The organism is Clostridium sp. D33t1_170424_F3 (assembly GCF_015667585.1).
GTDB lineage: Bacteria > Bacillota > Clostridia > Oscillospirales > Acutalibacteraceae > Anaeromassilibacillus.
Window position 1 is genome coordinate 67,544 of sequence record NZ_JADPEG010000002.1, and the last position, 25,265, is coordinate 92,808.

Consider the following 25,265-nt stretch of genomic DNA (forward strand, 5'->3'; position numbering starts at 1 on the left):
CACAAAGATTGGCTGAATTGACGATTCTCCCCCGCCTTTGGCGGAGGAGAATCCCTCTGATCCAGCCGGAATTTCGCGCAAACCATATTGTGATACAGACCCCGGTTCTTTAAACATCAGCCCTGCTGGCTGTTTTGTTCATCGTTGACACGCATGCTCATCTCCAGCCACTGCTGGTAGGTAATCAGCACCTGGCGCGGCTTGCTGCCTTCGTGCGGACCGACAATCCCCATCTGCTCCATCTCATCGATCAACCTGCCCGCGCGTGCATAGCCCAGGCGGAGACGGCGCTGCAAAAGGGACGTGGACGCCTGGCCGGCCTCCACCACGCATTTGATCGCCTCCTGCATCATCGGATCCGTATCGGAAGTGTCCGTGTCCGCGCCGCTGCTGCTCTTTTCCGCCACGGCGTTCTTTTCGATTTCCTCCACAATGCCCTGGTCGTAACCCGGCTCCTGTGATTTCTTTACAAAACTGACGACGCTTTCAATCTCGCTGTCGCTGACAAAGCAGCCCTGAATCCGGATCGGTTTGGGCGAACCCACCGGGGAGAACAGCATATCGCCGCGCCCCAGCAGCTTTTCAGCGCCGCCCATATCGAGAATCGTGCGGGAATCCACCTGGGACGAAACCGCAAACGCGATACGGCTGGGAATGTTGGCCTTGATAATACCCGTAATGACGTCCACGGACGGACGCTGCGTCGCAATGACCAGATGCATACCGGCAGCGCGCGCCATCTGTGCCAGACGGCAGATGGAATCCTCCACCTCGTTTGGCGCGGCCATCATCAGGTCCGCCAGCTCGTCGATGATAATGACGATCTGCGGCATATGCTGCATCGGCTGCCCGTCCTCCGTCTGGTAGCCGCAGGAGGAAGCAAGACGATTATACGCCGCCAGATCGCGCACATTGTTTTCCGCAAAAATTTTATAGCGCTTGAGCATCTCCGTCACGGCCCAGCTCAGCGCGCCCGCCGCTTTGCGCGGATCGGTCACCACCGGGACCAGCAATTGCGGGATGCCGTTGTAAATACCCAGCTCCACAACCTTTGGGTCGATCATCAAAAAGCGGACCTCGTCCGGCGTGGATTTATACAATAAACTGACAATCAATGAGTTGATGCAGACCGATTTACCGGAACCGGTGGAACCGGCAATCAGCAGATGGGGCATCTTTGCCAGATCCGCCGTGGCGATTGCGCCCGCAATGTCGCGGCCCAGCACGACGGTCAGGCGGCTTTTGCTGGTGGCAAACGCATTGGATTCGATCAGTTCGCGCATGCGCACCACGCTGACCTTCTGGTTCGGCACCTCGATGCCCACGGCGGCCTTACCGGGAATCGGCGCCTCGATACGCACGCCGGAAGCCGCGAGGTTCATCGCAATATCGTCCGCCAGATTGGTGATCTTACTGATTTTGACGCCCGACGCGGGCTGTAATTCATAGCGGGTGACCGCCGGGCCGCGGGATATATCCAGAATTTTTGTCTGCACGCCGAAGCTCTTGAGCGCTTCAACCAGACGCTTTCCGTTTGTCTGCAATTCATTTGCAATTTCTGACTCGTCCACCGCTTTGGAAACCTCCAGCATGGAAGCAGGCGGGAAATGATAGTCCCCGTCCATCGGCGGCTCGTCCAGCATGGTAAGTTGAATTTCCGGGGCGGGCTTGGCTGGTTCCGGTGGCTTTTTCTCCGTCATTTTGCGGATAAACGCGGCAGCGGCTTCCGTGGAACCGGAGGGGTCCTTGACCGGCTCCACCGCCGATTCCGTCGGCTGCAAACCGATCGGTTTACTGAGCGCTTCTGCGGTTTCCGCCGGGTTCGGTTTCGGCTTCTCTTTATTGAGCACCGGATCCGGCGTGCTGAACACCTTCTCCAGCTTTTCCAGCTTCTCATTTTTAACCGGCTTGGCCGACTTCACCGGATGCGCGGGCAGCCTGTTTTCGTCCTCCGCATCCAGCGCGATGTCGATGGGATCCTGCCGGTTCCGCTCCATCTGCCAGCGTTCCCGCGCCTCGCCGATGTTGCTGGCGACCGCCTCCGCCGGCTTGGTCACCGCACGGAACAGCTGTACCAGGCTGGTGCCGGTCAGAATCATCACCGCCACAAACAGAAGCAGAACGATCACGATCCGCGCGCCGACGCTCCCAAGCGCAGCCACCAGGGGAATGCCGATCAGCCCGCTGACCAGCCCTGCGCCGCTGCGGGAAATGCCCTCGCCGTACAACTTTCCCAGCTCCTGAAAATAGGACACACCCTCGGCGGAATGCTCCGCAAAGATGTAAAAGGCGGCGCACACCAGCACGATGATGCCCACCATCAGGCCAACCCGGCCCCGCATCCGGCTGCTCTTTCGTTCAAAGGCCGTAACGACCGATATGTACAGCAGCAGGACCGGCCACAGGATGGAACAGGTGCCAAACAGGCCCATCAAAACGCTGTGCAGCCAGAACCAGACATGGTCGCCTTCAATCAGCACCAGGCACGCCATGAAGATAGACAAAGCAAACAGCAGAATTGCAACAATCTGGTTGCGCTGCTTTGCTTCCTCCGCGCGTTTCGCTTCCCGCTCCTCCTTGGTGAGCTTTGGTTCCTGCGCGCGCCGGTTGGCAGCGCGCTGCTTTTCCGCCTGGCGGCGGGCCTTCGGATCGGCCGCCGCCCGTTTGGGAGGGGCCTTCTTTTTGGGGCTTTGCGTTTGTTTTTCGTACTTTCCAGCCACTTTATCACCTGATTTCAAGCGGTAAACGCTTGTATAAATTTTTAAAATCCGCAAATTATGTAAAAGCGCGGCGAACCGCGCTTATCAACTGTTTTCTTCCGCCGCAAAGCTTTATTTTACGCTTTCTTGCCGGTTTTCTTTGTCGATTTGGCGGGCTTTTTTGCCGCCTTCTTGTCCTTGTCGATCATCTTATACAGACAGTCGATCGCATCGGACAGGCTGCCCAGCGAATCGATCAGCCCTTCCCGCACGGCGTCCGGGCCGTCCAGCACGGTGCCAACGTCCATCACCAGCTCCTCCGTGTTCATCGCAAGGTCGTAAAACCGCTGCGGCGTGATGTGGGAATTGTCCGTGACAAACTGCGTGATCCGCTCCTGCATGCGCTGAAAATACTCCAGCGTCTGCGGCACGCCGAGCATCAGGCCGTTCATCCGCACCGGATGAATGGTCATGGTCGCGCTTGACGCGATGAATGAATGCTTGGCTGCGACCGCGAGCGGCACGCCGATGGAATGCCCGCCGCCCAGCACCAGGGAAACCGTGGGCTTTTTCATTCCGGCCACCAGCTCCGCGAGGGCGAGGCCCGCCTCCACATCGCCGCCCACCGTGTTCAGGATGATCAGAAGGCCGTCGATGCGCGGTTCTTCCTCAATTGCCACCAGCTGCGGGATCACATGCTCATATTTTGTGGTCTTGTTCTGTGACGGCAAAACGTTATGTCCTTCGATTTGCCCGATGATGGTCAGGCAGTGGATCATGTGGCGCCCGTCGCCCGTGATCACCGAACCGGTGTCTACAATCTGCTCCGTTTGCCGCCGCTCTTCTTCGCGCGCGTCGTTTTGCTCTTTATTTTCTCCGCTGTCATTGCTATCATTATTGCTTGCCGGCGGAACGATAGAATACCGCGCGGCACGCATGGCAGAATACATTTTGTCCAAATTTGCCACCTCCTACCGCATTAGTGTGCCGGGGAAACCGCTGTTCATACGCGGTTCCTGCACAAAAATTGCCGTACAGGCGCAAGTTATCCTAATTTGTATGTATGATACGATTAAAGAGACGCAGCCTCCGTCACAATGGAACAATGTTCTCTCAGGCGTCAAAATCTCTGATTTTGTTTACGCCGTGAGGTTATTATTCCATTAAGAGGCGTAGCCTCCAACATAACGGAACAATGTTCTCCCAGCCGTCGGAAGCTCTGCTTCCGTTAACGGCGTGAGGTTATTATACCATCATTTACAATGTCCATCAAGTGTGCAGCAAACGTCTGTTTTTCCTGCATAATCCGCGCTTACAATTCCTGTGAATATATTGACAATCTGAGCAAATTGACCGATAATAGGAATAATAAAAATCTGATTGGAACGATAAGGATCGGAGATCGGACAAGAATGAATGGAGGAACGATCAGTATGGGATTGACTTTAGCGCAAAAGATCATCAAAAACCATCTTGTCAGCGGCGAAATGACCGTTGGCAGCGATATCGGCTTGAAAATTGACCAGACCCTGACCCAGGACGCCACCGGCACAATGGCCTACCTGGAATTTGAAGCGATGGGCGTGCCGCGCGTCAAAACGGAACGCAGCGTCGCATACATCGACCACAACACATTGCAGACAGGCTTTGAGAACGCGGATGATCACCGCTTTATTCAGAGCGTCGCCAAAAAACACGGCATTTGGTTCTCCCGCCCCGGCAACGGCATCTGCCATCAGGTGCATTTGGAGCGCTTCGGCATTCCGGGCAAAACGCTGATCGGCTCCGACAGCCACACGCCCACCGGCGGCGGGCTCGGCATGCTCGCGATGGGCGCAGGCGGACTGGATGTGGCGGTCGCAATGGGCGGCGGCGCGTACTACATCACCATGCCGAAAATGCTGCGCGTCAACCTGACCGGCAAGCTTTCCCCGTGGGTTTCCGCCAAGGACGTCATTCTGAAGGTTTTGCAGATCCTCTCCGTCAAGGGCGGCGTGGGCAAAATCGTGGAATACGCGGGCGAGGGCGTCAAAAGCCTGACCGTTCCGGAGCGCGCGACCATCACCAACATGGGCGCGGAGCTGGGCGCGACCACCTCCATTTTCCCCTCCGATGAAATCACCTTCGACTTTATGAAGGCGCAGGGACGCGAGGCGGACTGGGTGGCGCTGGCCTCCGATCCGGACGCTGTTTACGACGAAGAAATTGCCATCAACCTCTCCGAGCTGGTCCCGATGGCCGCCTGCCCGCACAGCCCGGACAATGTAAAATCCGTGGACGAGCTGGGCGCGATCAAGGTCGATCAGGTCTGCATCGGCTCCTGCACCAACTCCTCCTATCTGGACTTGATGCGCGTGGCGGCCGTCCTCAAGGGCAAGACTGTACACCCCGATGTGAGCCTGTCCATTGCGCCGGGCTCCAAGCAGGTTTACAATATGCTGGCGCAGAATGGCGCGCTTGCCGATTTGATCGGCGCGGGCGCGCGCATCCTGGAATGCGCTTGCGGTCCGTGCATCGGCATGGGCCAGTCCCCGAACTCCAACGGCATTTCCCTGCGCACCTTCAACCGCAACTTTGAGGGACGTTCCGGCACGGCGGACGGACAGGTCTATCTGGTCAGTCCGGAAACCGCGGCGGCTTCCGCTATTACCGGCGTATTGACCAACCCGCAGACCCTCGGCGAAGAGGCGCCGGTCACACTGCCGGAGAAGTTCCTGATCAACGACAACATGGTGGTCGCCCCCGCCCCGGAGAGCGAGATGGATCAGGTGGAAGTCCTGCGCGGCCCGAACATCAAGGAATTCCCCACTACGGAAGCGCTGGAGGACACCATCACCGCAAAGGCCCTGCTGAAGGTCGGCGACAATATCACCACCGACCACATCATGCCGGCCGGCGCAAAAATTCTGCCGTACCGCTCCAATATTCCGTACCTGAGCAATTTCTGCTTCGCCGTGTGCGACAAGGAATTCCCGGCGCGCTGCAAGGAATACGGACAGGGTATCGTGATCGGCGGCGCCAACTACGGGCAGGGCTCCTCCCGTGAGCACGCGGCTCTGGTCCCGCTGTACCTCGGTGTGAAGGCCGTTATCGCCAAGAGCTTTGCGCGCATCCACTGCGCCAATCTGGCAAACGCCGGCATCATCCCGCTGGTCTTTAAAAATGAGGCCGATTACGACACGGTGGATCAAATGGACGAACTCCAGCTGCCGGACATTCGCTCCGCCATCGCGGGCAATACCAAAATCATGGTCAAAAACCTGACCAGGGGAACGGAATTCGAGGCGGAAGCAGTCCTCTCCGACCGTCAGCGCGAAATGGTGCTCGCAGGCGGCCTGCTGAACTATACAAGGGAACAATCCAAATAAAATAAATCGCTCGGGAGGGATACCCCATGGCTGATAAAATTCAAATGACAACCCCGCTGGTCGAAATGGACGGCGACGAAATGACCCGCATCATCTGGAAGATGATTAAGGACATCCTGCTCAACCCCTATATCGACCTGAAAACGGAATATTACGATCTGGGTCTCAAGCATCGCGATGAGACAAACGACCAGGTTACCTTTGACAGCGCAGAGGCCACCAAAAAATACGGCGTTGCCGTCAAATGCGCCACCATCACCCCGAACGCCGCGCGCGTAGAGGAATACAATCTGAAAGAAATGTGGAAATCCCCGAACGGCACGATCCGCGCCATTCTGGACGGTACAGTCTTCCGCACACCGATCCTGGTCAAGGGGATCACGCCCTTTATCCCCAGCTGGAAAAAGCCGATCACCATTGCGCGTCACGCCTACGGCGACGTATACCGCAATGTGGAAATGCAGGTTCCCGCAGGTGCGAAAGCAGAGCTGGTTGTAACGAACAAGGACGGCAACGAGAGCCGTTCCACAATCCATGATTTCCAGACGTCCGGCATCATCCAGGGCGTACACAATCTGGATAAGAGCATCGGCAGCTTCGCCCGCTCCTGCTTCAACTTTGCACTGGACACCAAACAGGACATCTGGTTTGCCACAAAGGATACCATCTCCAAGCAGTACGACCACCGCTTTAAGGACATTTTCCAGGAGATTTTTGACGCGGAGTACAAAGAGAAATTCGACGCGGCAGGCATTGAGTACTTCTACACCCTGATCGACGACGCGGTCGCGCGCGTGGTCCGCTCCGAGGGCGGGTACATCTGGGCCTGCAAGAACTACGACGGCGACGTGATGAGCGACATGGTCGCCACCGCGTTCGGCAGCCTGGCAATGATGACCAGCGTGCTGGTCTCCCCGGACGGCGTATACGAATACGAAGCGGCGCATGGCACCGTTCAGCGCCACTATTATAAGCATCTGAAGGGCGAAAAGACCTCCACCAACTCCATGGCGACGCTGTTCGCGTGGACCGGCGCGCTGCGGAAACGCGGTGAGCTGGACGGCAACGCGGAACTGGAAGCGTTCGCCGACAAGCTGGAGAAAGCCTCTATCCAGACCATCGAAGAAGGCGTTATGACAGGAGACCTGGCCAGCCTTTCCACTCTTCCCGGCAAAACCGTTGTCGACACGGAAACCTTCCTGAAGGAAATTGACAAGCGCCTCGCTGTCATGCTGTAAACCAGCCTGACTTTTAAACGCCGAAATTGCAGGCGGGAACAGAGCGTTTCTTTTGCCGCCTATCTTTGAAAGGACATTGCAACCATGCCAAAACGGGATAATATATCGATGTCCGTCATCCGGCGGCTCCCGCGGTATTACCGCTTTCTAAAGCTGCTGAATGAAAAGGGCGTTACACGCATCTCCTCTACCGAGCTCTCCGCCAAGCTCGGCCTGACGGCTTCCCAAATCCGGCAGGACCTCAACTGCTTCGGCGGATTCGGCCAACAGGGTTACGGTTACATGGTAGACCAGCTCTGTACGGAAATCGGCAACATTCTGGGACTTTCCCATTCCTATAAGGCCATTCTGGTCGGTGCGGGCAATCTGGGAAGGGCAATCGCTTCCCACCTCTCCTTTGAAACGGAAGGGTTTATTCTGGCGGGAATCTTTGATAACTCTCCGGATAAAATGGGGGAAACCATCAACGGGCTCGTGGTGCGCAGCACGGATGTGATGGACCAGTTCTGCCTGGCGGAAAAGCCGACGATGGCGGTGCTTTGCGTGCCGCGCGCCGCTGTTGGTACACTGAGCGACCGGCTGTACGGGCTGGGTATCCGCAATTTCTGGAACTTCAGCCACTACGACATCACCATGAAATATCCGGACACCATTGTGGAAAACGTCCATCTGAACGACAGCCTGATGACGCTCTGTTACCGGATTACCAATTCTCCCCCCACGGAAACCGCAAAAAAATAAGGTATTAAAAAAACGGTGCAGTAAAAACTGCACCGTTTTTATATTGCGCTGTTCAAATAAATTCGGCTTCATATCCTATTTGTATAATTCATAACAAAATATACAAATATACGCATCACAGAACCTGCTTTGTGCAGTATGTCCCCTCTTTGACAAGTGACGGCTTTGAGAAAATGCCCTGCCAGGAGATCATTCTCATTTCCCATACGAACCGTCCGGCAATTCCGTAAAACGGCATATTTGTTTCCTCTGCAGGACATAATAACGCATATCAAAAGCAGAACGGGAGGAAACAGCATGTCTGAAGAGAATACACATAGAGTTCCCGTCGTAAAACGGGCAGATCCGGTAAAAGCACAGACCGATGTGGCCATCGAGGCCGTTGCGCGGGAGCGTGCGATGGAGCCGCAGGAAGACGTCAATGAAATGGTCGATCGTCTGGTAAAAAAAGCCAACACCGCGCTGGAACAATTCATGGAGCTGGAACAGGAGCAGGTGGACAACATTGTGCACGCCATGGCGCTGGCCGGCCTGGAAGAGCATGTGCGCCTGGCAAAGCTCGCCTTTGAAGAGACGGGCCGCGGCGTCGTGGAAGACAAAATTATCAAGAACATGTTTGCGACGGAGTACATCTGGCATTCCATCAAAAACCAGAAAACCGTCGGTATCGTCGATGAAAACGAGCTGGAGGACTATGTGGAGGTTGCGGAACCGGTGGGCGTGGTCGCCGGCGTTACACCCGTGACCAACCCGACGTCCACCACCATGTTCAAGTCGATGATTTGCATGAAAACGCGCAATCCGATTATCTTTGGCTTCCACCCCGGCGCGCAGGCGTCCTCCTCTGAGGCGGCGCGCGTGATGTACAACGCGGCGGTTAAAGCCGGCGCACCGAAGGACTGCATCCAGTGGATCACCGCACCGTCCATTGCGGCCACCAACGCGTTGATGAACCACCCCGGCGTTTCTCTGGTTTTGGCAACCGGCGGCAGCGGCATGGTCAAGGCCGCCTACAGCACCGGCAAACCGGCGCTGGGCGTCGGCCCCGGCAACGTGCCGTGCTATATTGAAAAGACCGCCCGTTTGGAGCGCGCCTGCACGGATCTGATGCTCTCCAAAACGTTTGACAACGGTATGATCTGCGCCTCGGAACAGGCGGTCATTGTGGACGAGGTCATTGCGCACGATTTTGAGCGCATCATGGCAGATAACAACTGCTATTTCCTCAATGAGGCGGAGATTGAGAAGGTATCCAACTATGTCATCAATCCGCAGACGCAGGCTGTCAATCCCGACATCGTGGGAAAACCTGCCCGCTGGATTGCGGAGCAGAGCGGCGTCCATGTGCCGGAGGGAACGAAAATCCTGATCGCGCGCCTGCAGGATGTGGGACCGGATTATCCGCTCTCACGCGAAAAACTCTCCCCCGTTCTGGCCTACTTTGTCGTCAAGGACAGCCGCGAGGGCTTCGCCATGGCGAAAAAAATGCTGGAGCTGGGCGGTCTGGGCCATTCCGCCGTCATCCACTCCACCGATGAAGAATTGATCAAGGCCTACGGCAAAGAGATGAAGGTGGGGCGCGTTATCTCCAATTCCCCTTCCTCCCAGGGCGCGATCGGGGACATTTACAATACCAATACGCCCTCTTTGACACTGGGCTGCGGCTCCTATGGGCACAACTCCACCACCTCCAATGTCTCCTCCGTCAACCTGATTAACAAAAAGCGCATTGCGCAGAGAAGGGTCAATATGCAGTGGTTCAAAATCCCGCCGCAGATTTACTTTGAGGAAGGCTCCGTGCAGTATCTGGAGAAAATGCCGGACATTGAGCGCGCGTTTATTGTGACGGACGCCACCATGGTCAAGCTGGGATATGTGGATAAGGTATTGTATTACCTGCGCAAGCGGGCGGTTTACTGCCATTCCGAAATCTACGCCGATGTGGAGCCGGACCCGGACGTGTCCACCATCCGCCGCGGCGTGGAAGCGATGCGCATCTTTGAGCCGGATGTTATTATTGCGCTGGGCGGCGGCTCCGCAATGGACGCCGCCAAAGGCATGTGGCTGTTTTACGAGCATCCGGAAACCTCGTTCGACGGCCTGCGGCTGAAATTTCTCGACATCCGCAAGCGCGCCTACAAATTCCCGCGTCTGGGCGAAAAGGCGAAGCTGGTGGCGATCCCCACCACTTCCGGCACCGGCAGCGAGGTGACTTCCTTCGCCGTCATCACGGACCGGCAGAACGGCAATATCAAATATCCGCTGGCGGACTACGCGGTGCGCCCCGACGTTGCAATCATCGACCCGCAGTTTGTCCGCGACCTTCCCAAGACCGCCACGCGAGACACCGGTCTGGATGTGCTGACGCACGCAATTGAAGCATATGTTTCTATCATGGCAAGCGACTACACGGATGGGCTCGCGCTGCAGGCCATCGGCATGGTATTCGACTACCTGCCGCGCGCCTACCGCAACGGCGGCGCAGACCCGGAAGCGCGAGAGAAAATGCACAACGCCTCCTGCATCGCGGGCATGGCGTTCACCAATGCGTTTCTGGGGCTGAACCACTCGATGGCGCATAAGCTGGGCGGCGAATACCACATCCCGCACGGGCGTGCCAATGCCGTCATCCTGCCCCATGTGATCGCCTATAATGCACAAAAGCCCACCAAATTCCCGGCGTTCCCCAAATATGAAAAGTTCATTGCGGATCAGAAGTATGCCAAGATCGCGGAGTTTATCGGCTGCCGCGGTAAAACGACGGAAGAGAGCGTGCACAACCTGATTGAGGCAATCTATCGCCTGGAGAAGGAACTGGACTGCCCCACCAGCATCCAGGCCTGCGGTGTGGAGGAAAAGGTCTTTTTCGACAACCTGCAGGCACTTTCCGAACGCGCGCACGAGGACCAGTGCACCACGGCGAACCCGCGCTACCCGCTCATCAGCGAGATCCGCGATATCTACGCAAAATCCTATTTTCCGCCCCATACGCACGCCTGACGCAGGCGCGGCAGGGCAGCCCGGCGCAGTTTGACGCCGGGCTCTGCCTCTGCTTGACTTTTGTACAAAATGCCGTTATAATCTTGTTACGAATATCAGGTAATACCATGTTTTTTATTACATATAAGATAGAATCATTTAAGATGGGAAGGCTGCAAAATGAACAAAGATAAAGTGGCGGTTTTAACGGATTCCGGCGGAGATATTCCCGCAGCGCTGGCAGAAAAATATCATATCTACCAGATTCCATTAAAAATTCTCTACAAGGAGCGCGAATACCTGGACGGCGTCGACATCACGGCCAACACGGTCTACGCCATGCTGCCGGTCGAGATTCCCAAAACGTCCCTCCCAGGCGGCGACCATATCAACGCGATCCTGGACCGGATCAAAGCGGACGGCTATGAAAAGGTCTTCGTCGTATGCATTTCCAGTGGACTGAGCGGCACATACAACGTGATGAAAATCCTCTGCGAGGATTACGAAGGACTGGACTGCTATGTCATGGATACGAAAAATATCTCCATCGGCAGCGGTTTCTTCGCCCTGCGCGCGGCGCAATATCTGGAAAGCGGTATGGGCTGGGAAGAGTTAATCGACACCCTCCCAAAGCAGGTGGGCAACTGCCGCATCTTCTTCTGTGTGAAAACCCTGGAATATCTGCAAAAGGGCGGGCGCATCGGCCTGGTTGCGGCGGCGCTGGGGACTGCCCTGAATCTGAAGCCGGTAATCTCCTGCAACACAGAGGGCATCTATTATACGGTCGCAAAGGCGCTGGGCCGCGGGCAGTCCATCCGTAAAATTGAAACGCTGGCACAGAACGCCGCCGGAGACGGCGAGGTGGAACTGGCGATCATGCACGGGGCCGCACAGGATGAAGCCAATCTCATCAAGGCGGACTTAAAGACGCGCATCCCCAAAGGAAAAATTGTGGTGGAAGGACAGATCAGCCCTGCGCTCGGCGTTCACACCGGCCCTGGTTTACTGGGAATTGGTGTATTTAAAAAATAAAACGGCAGTTACTCTCTGTCAGCATTTGTTCTTCCCATAAAAGGACCAGGCTCCCTGTTCCCGCTTAACAGCCCTCTTAAAATTGAAAAAAGTAAAGTATCCATTAATATTGGAAGCTATAAACCAAACCAGTAAAAGCAGATAGCAGACAAAACGCCCCCCGATGTAGGAAAATAGAACTACATCAGGGGGCGTCGTCATGCGTAAACAAAATAAACCAATATACAGACGATCGAACCGGAAACCATTTCGATACAGGGAAAGGAGAAAACACACCGCAAGATTGCAGAGCATCTTGCTCTTGGAGGAAAGCAAAGGAAATCCCTGCTTTCTATTTAGACGTCTGTTCAACATCCGTCCGGAATGGCTTTGCCGCGATTTACAAACTAAGGCCCCCAACTCTTTTGAGTTGAGGGCCTTATAAAGCTCAAAACACTGGCTTTCACGCCAAACATCTTTTCGCTTTCTACTCCTGGAGCTACTGGTCGGACTCGAACCGACGACCTGCGCATTACGAATGCGCTGCTCTACCAACTGAGCCACAGTAGCATATTCAAATTTAATGTTAAAAAATTTGTATGGAACTGGCCCAATATCAATCATTCTGAGCATTTCATACAAATGAATTCTGACAGCTAGATTATTATATAAAATTTTGCCGGTAACGTCAAGGGCTTTTCTAAAAATATTTGCTTTCCCTGGGAGATACGCAGGCTTTCTGTAAATACTATCGACAATGTTGACCGTACTGCAGTGAATAATATTGACGCATTTATCCGAAAATATCTTTATTATATTATAATATAGCATATACTACCCAAATCACATGAAAGATGGGAATCAATGTTGACAGATAAAAAGCTGTGCGAAAAACTGCGCGCACTCCGAGAAAATAACGGTTTTAAACAGTTGGAAATCGCCAAAATTCTGAATTGCTCTCGTTCTACCTATACGTATTATGAGACAGGAAAAACGACGCCTTCCATTGCTGTTTTGAAAACTCTGGCAAAAGTTTATAATGTTTCCCTGCTGGAGCTATTGGCAGACGAAAAGGAATCCGGAGAATTGCGCGATGTGAACCGTCCCGACAGTTTTGATCATATTAAATATATCTATGACCTATCTCCCAATGAACGTATGTTGGTTGGGATTTTTCGTGCTGCATCCCCCAAAGAGCGAGAACAGATTTTGGCCTACAGCAAAGGCGTCGTCGGAATCAAAAAATAATCGTCATTTCTCTCCTTGCACAGCAGCAGGCCTTATGATAAACTAAATAAAAGAAGTGCTGGTCAAAGCGAAATCGCCGTGTTTGGCGTTATCTTTGCTTTGGCTTTTTTATAAGGTGCCTGTTTTACCGGTGTTTCGGTAAATTGCTTGTATTTTAAGAAATGGAGAGGGTCCCGTGGATTATGATGCTTTTACCGGCGGCGTTGAGCCGGGAGGACTGCGTACAAAAAATCAAATTCGGATTTTGATCTGTTATCTGCTTTCCAGCGTCGACGCTCCGTTGTCCCGGGAAGAGATCCTTCGTATTATGCAGGATAACGGACTTGCCAATTATTTTGAGATTACAGACGCGATTGCGGAGCTGTTGGCAAACGGGAATCTTACGGAGGAGCCACAGAATCCGGAGCTGTTGACCGCTACGCCGCAAGCGCGCATGATCGCCAAGCAGCTGGATGCCGCCGTGCCGATCTCCGTACGGGAACACGCGGTCTCTGCCGCTGTTAATCTTTTGGCGGCCGCTAAGAGGGAACGTGAAAACAAAGTGGAGATTCGCCGCACGGACAACGGCTACAACGTAATCTGCCATGTTTCCGGCGGAGATATGGAGCTGATGAGCTTTATGCTGTACGTGCCGGATCTGTACCAGGCACGAATGGTCAAACGGAATTTTCATCGCGCCCCGGAAAACGTCTATCGCGTCCTGTTGGCGGCAGTAACAAACAATTCTGATCTGGTCGCAGATATTTTAAAGAACACGAAGGGAAACGCTTTATAGCTGTTCCAGGATCTGTCGGGCGGCGGCAATCTCCGTTTCGTCCGTTTCAAAAATTGTATATTCACTCATCGCAGGCAGCCCCATGCTTACGCCGGCTTTCCGGTACCGCATGGCGCTGTCTTTCTCCTTTTTAGCGGAGAGATGAAAACTTCTCGCTCCGGTCTTCAGCGCCAGCTCACGCAGGTTTTCCGGTTTAACACCGCCGCCCACCAGAATTTCAACCGGACCAGCCTGTTTTACCAGCTCCTGCAAAAGTGCCGCGCCTTCCACCGCGCTGTTTTGCTGCCCAGAGGTCAGAATGGTATCGATTCCCAGGGATTTCGCTTCTTCCAAAGCGCGGCGGGGATCGGCGCAGACGTCGAAGGCACGATGGAGCGTAACACAGCAGCTTTTACAAAGCGCCCGGACCTTTTCCATTTTTACAAGATCCAGGTTTCCATCCGGAAGCAGAAAACCTGTGACAATAGCGTCTGCGCCCGCCTGCGCCAGTGCGGAGATTTCCTCAAGCATTACAGCAAATTCGTCGTCAGTATAGCAAAAATCGCCGAAACGCGGGCGCACCAGCACATGGGTGCGCATGTCCGTGCGCTCTTTTACTTGGTGCAAAAAAGAGAGACTTGGCGTAAGGCCTCCGACGACAAGACCGGTACACAGCTCAAGACGGTCCGCGCCTCCGCGCATTGCCGCTTCCGCGGAAGCAATGCTGTCGACACAGACTTCCAGAATAAAATGGTTCATGGTGGACCTTCCTTTTCAATCTTTATTCGGCTGTATTGTACCACATATGATTTAAAAAATCCAGAAAAGCACCTGAATTGAATAAAATTATTGCAGATTATGGGAGTAACATAGACCGGCCTCTGACGGTAAAACTTAGTCGTTTGCCGGTCCCTCACAGGGCGCAGCCATTCCATTTTAAATTTTATTTTCTATGTGCTGTGCTTCCCAACGCGTTTCTGAACCGCATAAATAAAAATTTACTGTTTTTATCATAAATATGAATAACATCCCGCGAATCCGGTCATGCTATAGTTGGTGTTTCGGAATGCATGCGTTTGCCGTTTCGAAAACCACAACAGGCGCCGGCAGCTATTGGCTGCCGGCGCCTGCTTTTTGTCTTTTATGATTAAGATAAAGTGGTCTGCTCCCCCGCCGTTTCCTCCGCCGTTGGCAGAGCACCGATTGCCGGGATGTTTTTACGGTAGCGATCCGGTTTCATCAGCATCCCTTCCGCATACGGAACAACCTGCATCAGACGCCCGCCCTTGCGCAGAGTCATTACAGCGACGCCCTGTGTATTGCGCGTCGTCTTGGGTTGGATCGCACCGGTATGCACCAGCAGCATCCGGCCCTGCGCGTTGGTAAACAGGACCTCGCCGTCCTCCCGCAGCTGCAGGATAGCGGCAATCGGCGCTTTGTCGCTGTATGCGCCCAGCAGTTTACGGCGGTTGGTCTTTGTGGCATATGCCTGCAGCTCCACCTTCGCCGCCTTGCCGTTCTCAAAGCAGAACAGCATATAGCCGCTGTGATCCTTTGTGACGGCCATATAAAGGGCGTTTTCCCCCTCGTCCATCCCCAGCTTCGCCGGGATATATTCGCCCAGCACGCTGGCTTTGGTATCTCCAAAATCGGAGGCCTTCGCCTTGTACACCTGTGCGCGGTCGGTAAAGAACAACAGCTCCGCCGCGTTGCTGCTCTCGATCTGCTGCGCCACACTGTCCCCTTCCTTGAGCTTCTGCTCCCCGCTCATGCGCAGGGACTGCGGGGTGATCTTTTTAAAGTAACCCTCTTTGGTAAAGAACAGATGCACCGGATAATCCGGCACGCTCTCCTCCTCGGCGTACTCCTCCAGCTCGTCGGAATAGATCAGCATCGTGCGGCGCGGCTGCCCGTACTGCTTGGCGACTGCCTGCAGCTCCGCAATGATGATGCTTTTCACTTTGGATTTGCTGTCCAGGATCGCCTGCAGCGCCGCGATGTCCTTTTCCAGCTGGTCCGTCTCTTCCGTCCTTTTGAGGATATACTCCCGGTTTAAATGGCGCAGCTTGATCTCCGCTACATACTCCGCCTGAATCTCATCGATGCCGAAGCCGATCATCAGGTTCGGTACGACCTCGGATTCCTCTTCCGTATTGCGGACGATGGAAACCGCCTTGTCGATGTCCAGCAGGATTGCCTGCAGCCCCTTGAGCAGGTGCAGCTTGTCCCGCTTTTTGCTGAGGTCGTAATACGTGCGGCGGCGGATACACTCGATGCGGAACGCCACCCATTCCTGCAGCAGCGATCCTACGCCCAGCACGCGCGGCATACCGCCGATCAGCACGTTAAAGTTGCAGGAGAAGCTGTCCTCCAGTGTCGTAAGCTTAAACAACCGCTGCATCAGACGGTCCGGCTCCACACCGCGCTTGAGGTCAATGGTGATCTTCATGCCGTCCAGTCCGGTTTCATCGCGAATATCCGCTACCTCTTTTACCTTCCCCTGCTTGACCAGGTCCACAACCTTTTCCACAATCGCTTCCACGGTGGTGGTGGGCGGAATCTGCGTCACGTCGATGCAGTTGGCAGCCTTGTCGTAGGAATACCGGGACCGGACGCGGAAGCTTCCCCGCCCGGTGCGGTATATTTCATTCATCTGTTTGGCGTCGTAAATGAGCTGCCCGCCGCCGGGAAAATCCGGCGCCTGCAGGGTGGATGTGATATCGTGCTCCGGGTCCCGCATCAGCGCAATTGTCGTCTGGCAGATTTCCGCCAGATTAAACGGGCAGATAGAACTCGCCATGCCGACGGCAATGCCCGTATTGGCGTTGACGAGCACCGTCGGGAAGGTCGCCGGCAGAAGCGTCGGTTCCTTCAGGGTGTTGTCGTAGTTGTCCACGAAGTCGACGGTATCCTTGTCAATATCGCTGAAAAGCTCCTTGCAGATGTCATCCAGCCGCGCTTCCGTATAACGGGACGCCGCCCACGCCATATCGCGCGAATAGAATTTACCAAAGTTTCCCTTGGAATCCACAAACGGGTGCAAAAGAGCCTCGTAGCCGCGGCTCAACCGCACCATTGTGTCGTAAATCGCCGCGTCGCCGTGCGGGTTCAGCTTCATCGTCTGCCCCACGATATTGGCGGACTTGGTACGGGTGGGCCCCAGAAGCCCCATCTTATACATGGTATACAACAGCTTGCGGTGGGCGGGCTTGAAGCCGTCGATTTCCGGGATGGCGCGCGATAGAATGACGCTCATCGCATAGGGCATATAGTTCTGCTCCAGCGTCTCCGTGATCTGCTGCTCTACAATCTCGCCCGCGCCCTCAATAACGCCGCTTGCTTTGGCGCGCGGCGCGGCCTGTTCCTTGCGTTTTCTCGGCATATTCCCACCTCCTTAGCTGACGTCCGCGGCATCCAGATACAAATGCCCGTTTTCCGCAATATAATCCTTGCGCCCGGAAAGATTGTCCCCCAGGAGCAGGTCAAAAATCTGTGCCGTGCGCGCCGCGTCCTCCGGCATGACTTTAATCAGACGGCGCGTCTCCGGATTCATCGTGGTCAGGTTCATCATGTCCGGTTCGTTTTCGCCCAATCCCTTGGAGCGCTGGATCGTAAACTTTTTCCCAGCCAGCTTATTGAGCACGTCGTCCTTCTCCTTCTCCGTGTAGGCAAAGAAGGTTTCCGTCTTGGTCGTGATCTCAAACAGCGGCGATTCCGCGATAAACACCTTGCCCACGTTGATCAGGGTGGGCGTCAAACGGTACAGCATGGTTAAAAGCAGCGTACGGATCTGGAAGCCGTCCACGTCCGCATCAGTGCAAAGAATAACCTTATTCCAACGCAGCTGGGAAAGGTCAAAAGTGGATAGCTCTTTGTTTGCCTTCGCCTTGACTTCCACGCCGCAGCCCAGCACTTTGAGCAGGTCTGTAATAATTTCACTTTTGAAGATTTTATCGTAATCTGCCTTGAGACAATTCAGGATTTTGCCGCGGATCGGCATGATCGCCTGAAAGTTCGGGTCACGGGCCTGCTTACAGGCGCCCAACGCGGAATCTCCCTCCACGATAAAGATTTCACGCTCGTTGACGTCGCGGGTGCGGCAGTCCACAAACTTCGCCACGCGGCTGGTGATGTCCATGTTGCTGTTGAGCTTCTTTTTAATATTCAGGCGCGTCTTCTCCGCGTCCTCACGGCTGCGCTTGTTAATCAGTACCTGCGCGGCAATCTTGTCCGCCTCCAGCGGATTCTCAATAAAATAAATCTCCAGCTGATGGCGGAGCATCTCCGTCATGGCCTCCTGAATGCCTTTGTTGGTGATGGCTTTTTTCGTCTGGTTCTCATAGGAGGTCTGGTTGGAAAAGGAGGAGATAATCAGGATGAGGCATTCTTCCACATCCGCAAAGGTGATCTTGCTCTCGTTCTTATTGTATTTGCCGGTCTGTTTTAAGTATGAATCAATCTGGTATACAAAAGCGTTGCGCGCGGCCTTGTCCGGCGCACCGCCGTGTTCCAGCCAGCTGGAATTGTGGTAATACTCAATCTGCTTGCTGCGGTTGGAGAAAGCCAGCGCCACATTGATTTTGGTGCGGTATTCCGCTTTGTCGGCACGGTCGCGCACCTTGCGCTCCGCCTGCCAGAACTGCACGGAAGTAAGCGCGTCTTCCCCCGCAATCTCCTTGACATGGTCCACAATGCCCTGCTGGTAGAGAAACTCCGTCGTTTCAAATTTGCCGCCTGCCTGGTTGCGAAACAGAAACCTGATCCCGTCGTTGACGATCGCCTGCCGCTTAATAATATCCAGATAGTATTCCGCCGGCACACGGATGTCCGTAAACACCTGGATGTCCGGTTTCCAGCGGATTTTGGTGCCGCTTTTGCCGTTGTACGGCTCCTTTTTGAGGCCGCCGACGTTCTCGCCGTGCTCAAAATGCAGATTAAACCGGAACCCGTCCCGGCACACCTCTACATCCATATACTCGGAAGCATACTGTGTGGCGCACAGGCCCAGGCCGTTGAGGCCCAGCGAATACTCATAACTCTCCGCCGCCGCATTATTGTATTTGCCGCCCGCATACAGCTCGCAGAAGGCCAGCTCCCAGTTGTAGCGCTGTTCCTTCTGGTTGTAATCCACAGGACAGCCGCGCCCGTGGTCGCAGACCTCTACCGAATCGTCCGCGTAGCGGGTGATGGTGATTTCGCTGCCGTAGCCCTCGCGCGCCTCGTCGATGGAATTGGATAAAATCTCAAATATCGAATGTTCGCACCCCTCGATACCATCCGAACCGAAGATGACGGCCGGGCGGCGGCGGACACGGTCCGCCCCTTTCAGGGATGATATGCTTTCATTGCCGTAAACCGGTTTTTTTGCCATTGAATCGATCGCTCCCCAAGTTTTATTGTTCCTGTCCATTCTCCGCGGATGCTCCTGTTCCACAAAACATACGTGCGAATCCCATCCGCAAAAAGAAGGGGAATGTTTGTACATTCCCCTCTTTCTATTTTACCCGATTGTGACGGGTTCTTTCTTCTCTTCCGGATATTGATACGTCCCATTCATAACAGCGGCAAAATCTTCTCCGCCCATCTTCTCATTCTGGTACAGGAACTTCGCCACCTCATGCAGCTGGTCCATGTGCTCGGTGAGAATAGTTTCCGTCCGATGGTACGCATCCACCAGCAGACTCTTGATCTCCCGATCGATCGCGGAAGCAGTCTCCTCGGAATAGTTGCGGACATGGCCCATATCCCTGCCCAGGAACGGCTCGCTGTCGTCCGCGCCGTACTGTACCGGGCCCAGCTTTTCGCTCATACCGTATTTTGTCACCATGGAACGCGCCGTTTTGGTCGCACGCTCAATGTCGTTGGAAGCGCCGGTCGAAATATCGTCCAGCGTCAGAGCCTCCGCCACACGGCCGCCCAAAAGGACTACCAAGTCCTCCTTCATCTCCTTGCGGGACTGATAGGAGCGGTCCTCCGTGGGCAGATGCATGGTATAGCCGCCCGCCATGCCGCGCGGGATAATGGAAATCTGATGCACCGGGTCCTGCGTCGGACAGTAGAAGGTCGCCACCGCATGGCCCGCCTCGTGATACGCCGTCAGGGTCTTCTCCCGCTCCGTCATCACATGGCTCTTCTTCTCCGTGCCCACCACAACCTTGATGGTGGCCTCTTCGATCTCCGCCATGGTGATGGCCTTGAGGTTCTTTCTGGCCGCCAGCAACGCGGCCTCGTTCAGCAGGTTTTCCAGATCCGCGCCGGTAAAACCGGCGGTGGTCTTCGCAATGGTCCGCAACACCACGTCGGGCGCCAGCGGCTTGCCGCGCGCGTGAACCTTCAGGATTTCTTCGCGGCCCTTGATATCCGGATAGCTGACAACCACCTGGCGGTCAAACCGGCCGGGACGCATCAGCGCCGGGTCGAGGACGTCGGGGCGGTTGGTCGCCGCGATCATAATCACGCCTTCGTTCGCGCCAAAGCCGTCCATTTCCACCAACAGCTGGTTCAAAGTCTGTTCGCGTTCATCGTGCCCGCCGCCCAGTCCGGCGCCGCGCTGGCGGCCGACCGCGTCGATCTCATCGATGAAGATAATGCAGGGGGAATTCTTTTTTGCCTGTTCAAACAGATCGCGGACGCGGGACGCGCCGACGCCGACGAACATCTCTACAAAGTCCGAGCCGGAAATCGAGAAAAACGGCACGCCCGCCTCGCCCGCGACCGCGCGCGCCAGCAGCGTTTTACCGGTGCCCGGAGGGCCCACCAGCAGCACGCCCTTCGGGATGCGCGCACCCAGCTCGTTGTATTTCTTCGGATTTTTGAGAAACTCCACAATTTCGCGCAGCTCCTCTTTTTCCTCATCCGCGCCCGCCACATCGGCAAACGTGGTCTTGCGCTTTTCATCCGCCATCTGCTTGATCTTCGCCTTGCCAAAGTTCATCTGCTTGCCGGCGTCGCCCATGGTGGAGTTCAGGCGCTTCATCATAAACCACCAGAGGAACACGCCCAGGGCCAGCACCACCAGCATCGGCAGCATGCTCACCAGCCAGGAGGTTTCCGGCGCGCGCTGGATGTCGCGCTTCATGCGCTCTTCACCGTCGCGTTTGGCGTTGTACTCGTCCACATAGGGCTGAATCTCCAGCAGCAGGTACTGCGAGTTCGGCGCCGTATAGTTGATAATGCTCTTCTTTTCATCGTTGAGCTGCAGGCGCATTTCACCCGTGCCCATGTTGATGGAAAACTCCGTCACCTGTTCATCCTGAAAGTAATTCACGATGTCCGAATAGACGTAGGCTTTTTCCGAAGGCCGGTTGCTGAACAGCAGGGCGATCACCAGAAAGAGCGCGATAGGGATACCCAGGTAGATCAGCATGCGTTTCATGGTGTCCTTATTTTCCAAAATCTACATTCACTCCTTTACAGAGGTTCCGTCAGCCGCCGTATACCTCCGGCTTTAAAATGCCCACAAAGGGAAGATTGCGGTATTTTTCATCATAATCAAGCCCATAGCCCACGATAAAGGCGTCCGGGACATTGGTACCCACATAATCCGCGCTTATGTCGACGGTGCGGCGCTCCGGCTTGTCAAACAGCGTGCAGAGCCTGATGCTTCTGGGTCCGCGGGACTGCAGAAGCTCCAGTATGTAGCTGAGCGTCATGCCGCTGTCCAGAATATCTTCCACCACCAGCAGGTCGTAACCCGCGAGCGGAATATCCAAATCCTTGACAATCTTGACCACGCCGGAGGTTTTGACCCCGGAACCGTAACTGGATACGGACATAAAATCCACCCGGCACGGAATCGTGATCGCGCGCATGAGGTCCGCCATAAAGACCACGGAGCCCTTCAATACGCTGATCATCAACAGGTTTTTATCCTTGTAATCCTCGCTGATCTGCTTACCGATCCGCTGGACCGTTTCCGCCAGATACGATTCGCTGAACAGCACTTCCTGAATATCGTTCACCATTGGTGTACCCATCCCTTTCCCATTCGTCCTGGGAGCCGTCCGCCCTTGCGCCGCTCCCGGCAGGTTCCACTCTGATTGCAACCGCCTGCTGTGTTCCGGGCAAAACCCGGGCGCTTTCCGCCGGGCCGAAGCCCTCTATCCAAAGAATCTCCCCACCGCTTTCCAGCAAAATGACTTTGTCTCGCAGCAGGGGTTCCAGCTTTGCCTCATTAAACAGCTTTTTCAGCGATTTGGACACGCCGCGGCCCGCCGGACGAAAGACATCGCCCGCACGCCGGGTCCGAAAGACTGGATTAGTCCATATTGTATCACAGTTGATGCAATTATGAAATAACAAATTATGAAATTTATTCTCTGTTTGAACGGCATTCTTGTTAATTTTTTTTAAACAAATGCTGCGCCCGTCCGGCGTCTGCGTGACCGGGAACAAAACCGGCACGCTCCACGGCTCCGTGCGCTCCGGTGCGACAAAAAGAGTATTGCCCTGCGCGGCGATTTGTATTCCTCCCGCAACGCTGACGGCGCCCTTTCCTGCGGCGATCACATTCGCAACAGCTTCCAGATGCCTGCTTTCCAGCCGCGCATCCCCGGCGCGCCGGATCACAACCGCCGCCGCACGCACCAGAACCGGCCGTGCCAATGCCTTTAAAACAGCGAGATTGTATCCATGAGGCGTCTCCGCACGCTGAACCGCCTGCTCCGCCTGTTCCTGCAAAAACGCCTCGTCCCGCGCCAGCCGCACTGTCATGCCCGCAATTTCTTTTTCAAACGCGGGATTGATCCGCTTCAAAACCGGCACGACGTCCAGCCGCACCCGGTTGCGTGCAAAATCCCGCTCCAGGTTGGAACTGTCCGTTACATACGGCAGCCCGTAAAACCGGCAATACACTTCCACCTGTTCGCGCACGACACGGATCAGCGGGCGAATGATATTGCCGCGCACCGGTGGAATGCCGCACAGCCCGCGCACACCCGTACCTTTGGCCAAGTTGAGCAAAACGGTCTCCGCGCTGTCGGAAAGGGTATGCGCCGTAGCAATTCTGGCGTCCTCTGACCGGGCCAGCTCCTGAAAAAAGGCGTAGCGTACCTCCCGTCCGCATTCCTCCAGACCCTGCTTCCGCTCCTCCGCCAGGCGTTTGACGTCGGCATGCAGAACCCGGAGCGGAATCCGGTTTTCCGCGCACCATTTGCGGACAAACGCCTCGTCCGCATCCGATTCCGCCCCGCGCAGCCCGTGGTTGACGTGCGCGGCAAGCACCTCCGCCTTCTCCTGATAAACGAGAAAATGGGTAAGCGCCATTGAGTCCGCCCCGCCCGACAGGCCCACAACGACCCTGCCGCCCGGCGGGAGCATACCAAACTCGGCGATTACCCCTTGAACCAGCTCTTTTATGATTGCGATTTCCTCACTCACTGCGCAAAACCTCCTGTGCGGTGAAGCGCATAAACTCGCCCTGCCAATGCAGCGGCACGGTCTTTGTCTCGCCGTGGCGGTTTTTTGCCACGATGCATTCGCCGCTGTTACGGTCGTCGGATTCTCCCGGCGCGTCCGCGCTCGCGTAGTAATCCTCGCGGTACAGGAACAGAACAATATCCGCGTCCTGCTCGATGGAACCGGAATCTCGCAGGTCGGAGAGCATCGGCCGGTGCGTGGTGCGCTGCTCGCTGGCACGGGACAGCTGTGAAAGCGTCAATACCGGCACGTTCAGCTCCTTCGCCATGATCTTCAGGTTCCGGGTGATCTCTGAAATTTCCTGCACGCGGTTGCCATCCCCTTTGCGGTTGTTGGAACCTGACATCAGCTGCAGATAGTCGATGACCACCAGGTCCACATCCTTGAGACGGCGCAGCTTTGCCTTCATTTCCGGCACGGTGATGCCGGAGCTGTCGTCAAAATACATCTTCGTCTTGGAGAGGATATCCCCCGCCTCGATGATGCGCACCCACTCGTCTTCGCTGAGCTTGCCGGTGCGCAGCTTCGTGCCGCCTACCATGGCTTCTGTGGAGATCAAACGGGAGGAAAGCTGTTCCTTCGTCATTTCCAGGGAAAAAAACGCAATTTTCTTCTCCGCCTTGACCGCCGCGTGCCGCGCGATGTTCAACGCAAAGCTTGTTTTACCCATACCGGGACGCGCCGCCAGCAAAATCAGGTCGGAGCGGTTCAGCCCGGTGATGGTGTCGTCCAGCTCCCGGATGCCGGTGGGTACGCCCTTAAATAAATCGCTATCCGGCGAATTGAGCAGGTCCAGCCGGTCCAGCGTCTGGATGATGATCTCGTCGATGCGCTGCAACCCCTGCATATTCTTCCCGCGGCGGATGTCAAAAATCCGCTGCTCTGCGGAATCGAGGAGTTTTTCGGCGTCGACCCCGCCGTCGGACGCCTCCTCCATAATCTCCCGCGCCGTAATAATCAGCGTGCGGATGTCGTATTTATCCCGCACAATGCGGGCGTACGACTCCACATTGCTGATCGAGGGAACAATCTGCGCGAGCTGCAACAGATACGTCTTGCCGCTGGTCTCGTCAAACTCCCGGTATTCCTTGAGTTTTTCGAGCAGCGTGACAAAGTCCACTTGCCGGCCCACTGTGAACATGTCCAGCATGGCGGCATAGATCAGGCTGTTATTGGTCTGATAAAAATAGTCCGGGCGGGGCAGGATCTCCGCCACCCGGTCCAGACAGGAGGAATCCAGCAGGATCGCGCCCAGAACGGACTGCTCCGCCTCCGGGCTGAAGGGCAAATTCAGGGCGCTGTAACCCGCCGTTAAATTGTCCATGTGCATCCCTCCCGTTTTCCTTTACTTTTACTTTTCCTGCGATTCCGATACCACTGCGAAAACCTTGGCGCTGATGCCGGTATAGAGCTTCACCACGCACTGGTAGGTGCCGAACGCCTTGATATCTCCGTCCACTTCGATCTTGCGCTTATCCACGTCGATGTGGTAGGTTTTTCGGATCGCCTCCGCAATTTCCTTGGAGGTAATGGAGCCGAACAGGCGCCCGCCCGTGCCGCCCTTGGCAGTCAGCTTGACGCTCTTGCCTTCCAGCTTGGCCGCGGCCTCTGTCGCCATTTTCTTTTCCGTCTCAATCTTATGCGCTTTGGCGGATTCGGCGTTTTTCAGCTCGTTCATCGCCTGTGCGTTGGCCTCCTTGGCCAGGTTGCGCGGAAACAGGAAATTGCGCGCGTATCCGTCGGACACATTGACCAGCTCGCCCTTTTTCCCGCTTCCCTTTACATCCTGCAATAAGATGACTTTCATGAT

General features: G+C 55.3%; 17 protein-coding genes and 1 tRNA gene. 7 read left to right on the forward strand and 11 right to left on the reverse strand.

The genetic code is table 11. From position 1 onward, the window contains the following. Positions 1–116: 116 nt before the first annotated feature. The gene (locus I4V53_RS01775) at positions 117–2,720 is read right to left on the reverse strand and encodes an FtsK/SpoIIIE family DNA translocase (protein ID WP_353616456.1); all 2,604 of its coding nucleotides are present in this window, start codon (positions 2,718–2,720) and stop codon (positions 117–119) included. A gap of 116 nt (positions 2,721–2,836) precedes the next feature. Continuing rightward, positions 2,837–3,649 carry a ClpP family protease gene (locus tag I4V53_RS01780; protein ID WP_502709349.1) on the reverse strand — a complete coding sequence of 271 codons (813 nt, stop codon included), beginning with the start codon at positions 3,647–3,649 and terminating at the stop codon, positions 2,837–2,839. Positions 3,650–4,132: 483 nt separating this feature from the next. On the opposite strand from I4V53_RS01780, the gene I4V53_RS01785 reads away from it, so the two are divergent. From I4V53_RS01785 to I4V53_RS01805, 5 genes are all read left to right on the forward strand, one after another. Beyond that, positions 4,133–6,067 carry an aconitate hydratase gene (locus tag I4V53_RS01785; protein WP_195983702.1) on the forward strand — a complete coding sequence of 645 codons (1,935 nt, stop codon included), beginning with the start codon at positions 4,133–4,135 and terminating at the stop codon, positions 6,065–6,067. Between the two features lie 26 nt (positions 6,068–6,093). Further along, entirely contained in the window at positions 6,094–7,305 is a 1,212-nt protein-coding gene (locus tag I4V53_RS01790; RefSeq protein ID WP_195983703.1) for an NADP-dependent isocitrate dehydrogenase, read from the forward strand. A gap of 84 nt (positions 7,306–7,389) precedes the next feature. Then, complete coding sequence (locus I4V53_RS01795) at positions 7,390–8,046, forward strand: redox-sensing transcriptional repressor Rex (RefSeq protein ID WP_195983704.1); 657 nt, start codon at positions 7,390–7,392, stop codon at positions 8,044–8,046. Between the two features lie 297 nt (positions 8,047–8,343). After that, positions 8,344–11,046: a bifunctional acetaldehyde-CoA/alcohol dehydrogenase gene (gene adhE / locus I4V53_RS01800; RefSeq protein ID WP_286166988.1), complete on the forward strand. Its 2,703-nt coding sequence runs from the start codon at positions 8,344–8,346 to the stop codon at positions 11,044–11,046. A gap of 159 nt (positions 11,047–11,205) precedes the next feature. Next, positions 11,206–12,057: a DegV family protein gene (locus I4V53_RS01805; protein ID WP_195983705.1), complete on the forward strand. Its 852-nt coding sequence runs from the start codon at positions 11,206–11,208 to the stop codon at positions 12,055–12,057. A 473-nt stretch (positions 12,058–12,530) separates the two neighbouring features. Here the strand turns inward: I4V53_RS01805 and I4V53_RS01810 are convergent. Further along, a tRNA-Thr gene (locus I4V53_RS01810) sits at positions 12,531–12,606 on the reverse strand. A 294-nt stretch (positions 12,607–12,900) separates the two neighbouring features. Between I4V53_RS01810 and I4V53_RS01815 the strand changes: the two genes are divergently transcribed. Beyond that, positions 12,901–13,284, forward strand: coding sequence for a helix-turn-helix domain-containing protein (locus tag I4V53_RS01815; RefSeq protein WP_195983706.1), 384 nt, complete (start codon positions 12,901–12,903; stop codon positions 13,282–13,284). A 175-nt stretch (positions 13,285–13,459) separates the two neighbouring features. Continuing rightward, positions 13,460–14,059, forward strand: coding sequence for a DUF4364 family protein (locus I4V53_RS01820; RefSeq protein ID WP_195983707.1), 600 nt, complete (start codon positions 13,460–13,462; stop codon positions 14,057–14,059). Here the strand turns inward: I4V53_RS01820 and I4V53_RS01825 are convergent. From I4V53_RS01825 to rplI, 8 genes are all read right to left on the reverse strand, one after another. Next, a complete protein-coding gene (locus tag I4V53_RS01825) occupies positions 14,054–14,797 on the reverse strand; it encodes a copper homeostasis protein CutC (RefSeq protein WP_195983708.1) in 744 nt (247 codons plus the stop codon). The two genes, I4V53_RS01820 and I4V53_RS01825, sit on opposite strands and share 6 nt — an antisense overlap. Positions 14,798–15,185: 388 nt before the next feature. After that, on the reverse strand, positions 15,186–17,420 hold the full coding sequence (locus tag I4V53_RS01830) for a DNA gyrase subunit A (RefSeq protein ID WP_195983709.1): 2,235 nt from the start codon (positions 17,418–17,420) through the stop codon (positions 15,186–15,188). A gap of 12 nt (positions 17,421–17,432) precedes the next feature. Further along, positions 17,433–19,409, reverse strand: a complete 1,977-nt coding sequence (locus I4V53_RS01835; protein WP_195983710.1) for a DNA gyrase/topoisomerase IV subunit B — start codon at positions 19,407–19,409, stop codon at positions 17,433–17,435. 129 nt (positions 19,410–19,538) lie between these two features. Next, positions 19,539–21,413, reverse strand: coding sequence for an ATP-dependent zinc metalloprotease FtsH (gene ftsH / locus I4V53_RS01840; protein WP_502709350.1), 1,875 nt, complete (start codon positions 21,411–21,413; stop codon positions 19,539–19,541). 49 nt (positions 21,414–21,462) lie between these two features. Next, positions 21,463–22,002, reverse strand: coding sequence for a hypoxanthine phosphoribosyltransferase (hpt, locus tag I4V53_RS01845; protein ID WP_050698833.1), 540 nt, complete (start codon positions 22,000–22,002; stop codon positions 21,463–21,465). Next, positions 21,932–23,416, reverse strand: a complete 1,485-nt coding sequence (gene tilS, locus I4V53_RS01850; protein ID WP_353616457.1) for a tRNA lysidine(34) synthetase TilS — start codon at positions 23,414–23,416, stop codon at positions 21,932–21,934. The genes hpt and tilS overlap by 71 nt, the downstream gene beginning before the upstream one ends. Next, positions 23,409–24,785: a replicative DNA helicase gene (gene dnaB, locus I4V53_RS01855; protein ID WP_195983711.1), complete on the reverse strand. Its 1,377-nt coding sequence runs from the start codon at positions 24,783–24,785 to the stop codon at positions 23,409–23,411. The genes tilS and dnaB overlap by 8 nt, the downstream gene beginning before the upstream one ends. Before the next feature lie 21 nt (positions 24,786–24,806). Continuing rightward, complete coding sequence (rplI, locus tag I4V53_RS01860) at positions 24,807–25,262, reverse strand: 50S ribosomal protein L9 (protein ID WP_195983712.1); 456 nt, start codon at positions 25,260–25,262, stop codon at positions 24,807–24,809. Positions 25,263–25,265 lie beyond the last annotated feature (3 nt).

Excerpts from the sequence above, each read along its gene's own strand:
- I4V53_RS01830 (WP_195983709.1), bottom strand. The coding sequence starts at position 17,420 with ATGCCGAGAAAACGCAAGGAACAGGCCGCGCCGCGCGCCAAAGCAAGC.
- hpt (WP_050698833.1), bottom strand. The coding sequence starts at position 22,002 with ATGGTGAACGATATTCAGGAAGTGCTGTTCAGCGAATCGTATCTGGCG.
- adhE (WP_286166988.1), top strand. The coding sequence starts at position 8,344 with ATGTCTGAAGAGAATACACATAGAGTTCCCGTCGTAAAACGGGCAGAT.
- rplI (WP_195983712.1), bottom strand. The coding sequence starts at position 25,262 with ATGAAAGTCATCTTATTGCAGGATGTAAAGGGAAGCGGGAAAAAGGGC.
- dnaB (WP_195983711.1), bottom strand. The coding sequence starts at position 24,785 with ATGCACATGGACAATTTAACGGCGGGTTACAGCGCCCTGAATTTGCCC.
- I4V53_RS01815 (WP_195983706.1), top strand. The coding sequence starts at position 12,901 with ATGTTGACAGATAAAAAGCTGTGCGAAAAACTGCGCGCACTCCGAGAA.
- I4V53_RS01795 (WP_195983704.1), top strand. The coding sequence starts at position 7,390 with ATGCCAAAACGGGATAATATATCGATGTCCGTCATCCGGCGGCTCCCG.
- I4V53_RS01825 (WP_195983708.1), bottom strand. The coding sequence starts at position 14,797 with ATGAACCATTTTATTCTGGAAGTCTGTGTCGACAGCATTGCTTCCGCG.
- I4V53_RS01790 (WP_195983703.1), top strand. The coding sequence starts at position 6,094 with ATGGCTGATAAAATTCAAATGACAACCCCGCTGGTCGAAATGGACGGC.
- I4V53_RS01805 (WP_195983705.1), top strand. The coding sequence starts at position 11,206 with ATGAACAAAGATAAAGTGGCGGTTTTAACGGATTCCGGCGGAGATATT.
- I4V53_RS01785 (WP_195983702.1), top strand. The coding sequence starts at position 4,133 with ATGGGATTGACTTTAGCGCAAAAGATCATCAAAAACCATCTTGTCAGC.
- I4V53_RS01780 (WP_502709349.1), bottom strand. The coding sequence starts at position 3,649 with ATGTATTCTGCCATGCGTGCCGCGCGGTATTCTATCGTTCCGCCGGCA.
- I4V53_RS01835 (WP_195983710.1), bottom strand. The coding sequence starts at position 19,409 with ATGGCAAAAAAACCGGTTTACGGCAATGAAAGCATATCATCCCTGAAA.
- ftsH (WP_502709350.1), bottom strand. The coding sequence starts at position 21,413 with ATGAAACGCATGCTGATCTACCTGGGTATCCCTATCGCGCTCTTTCTG.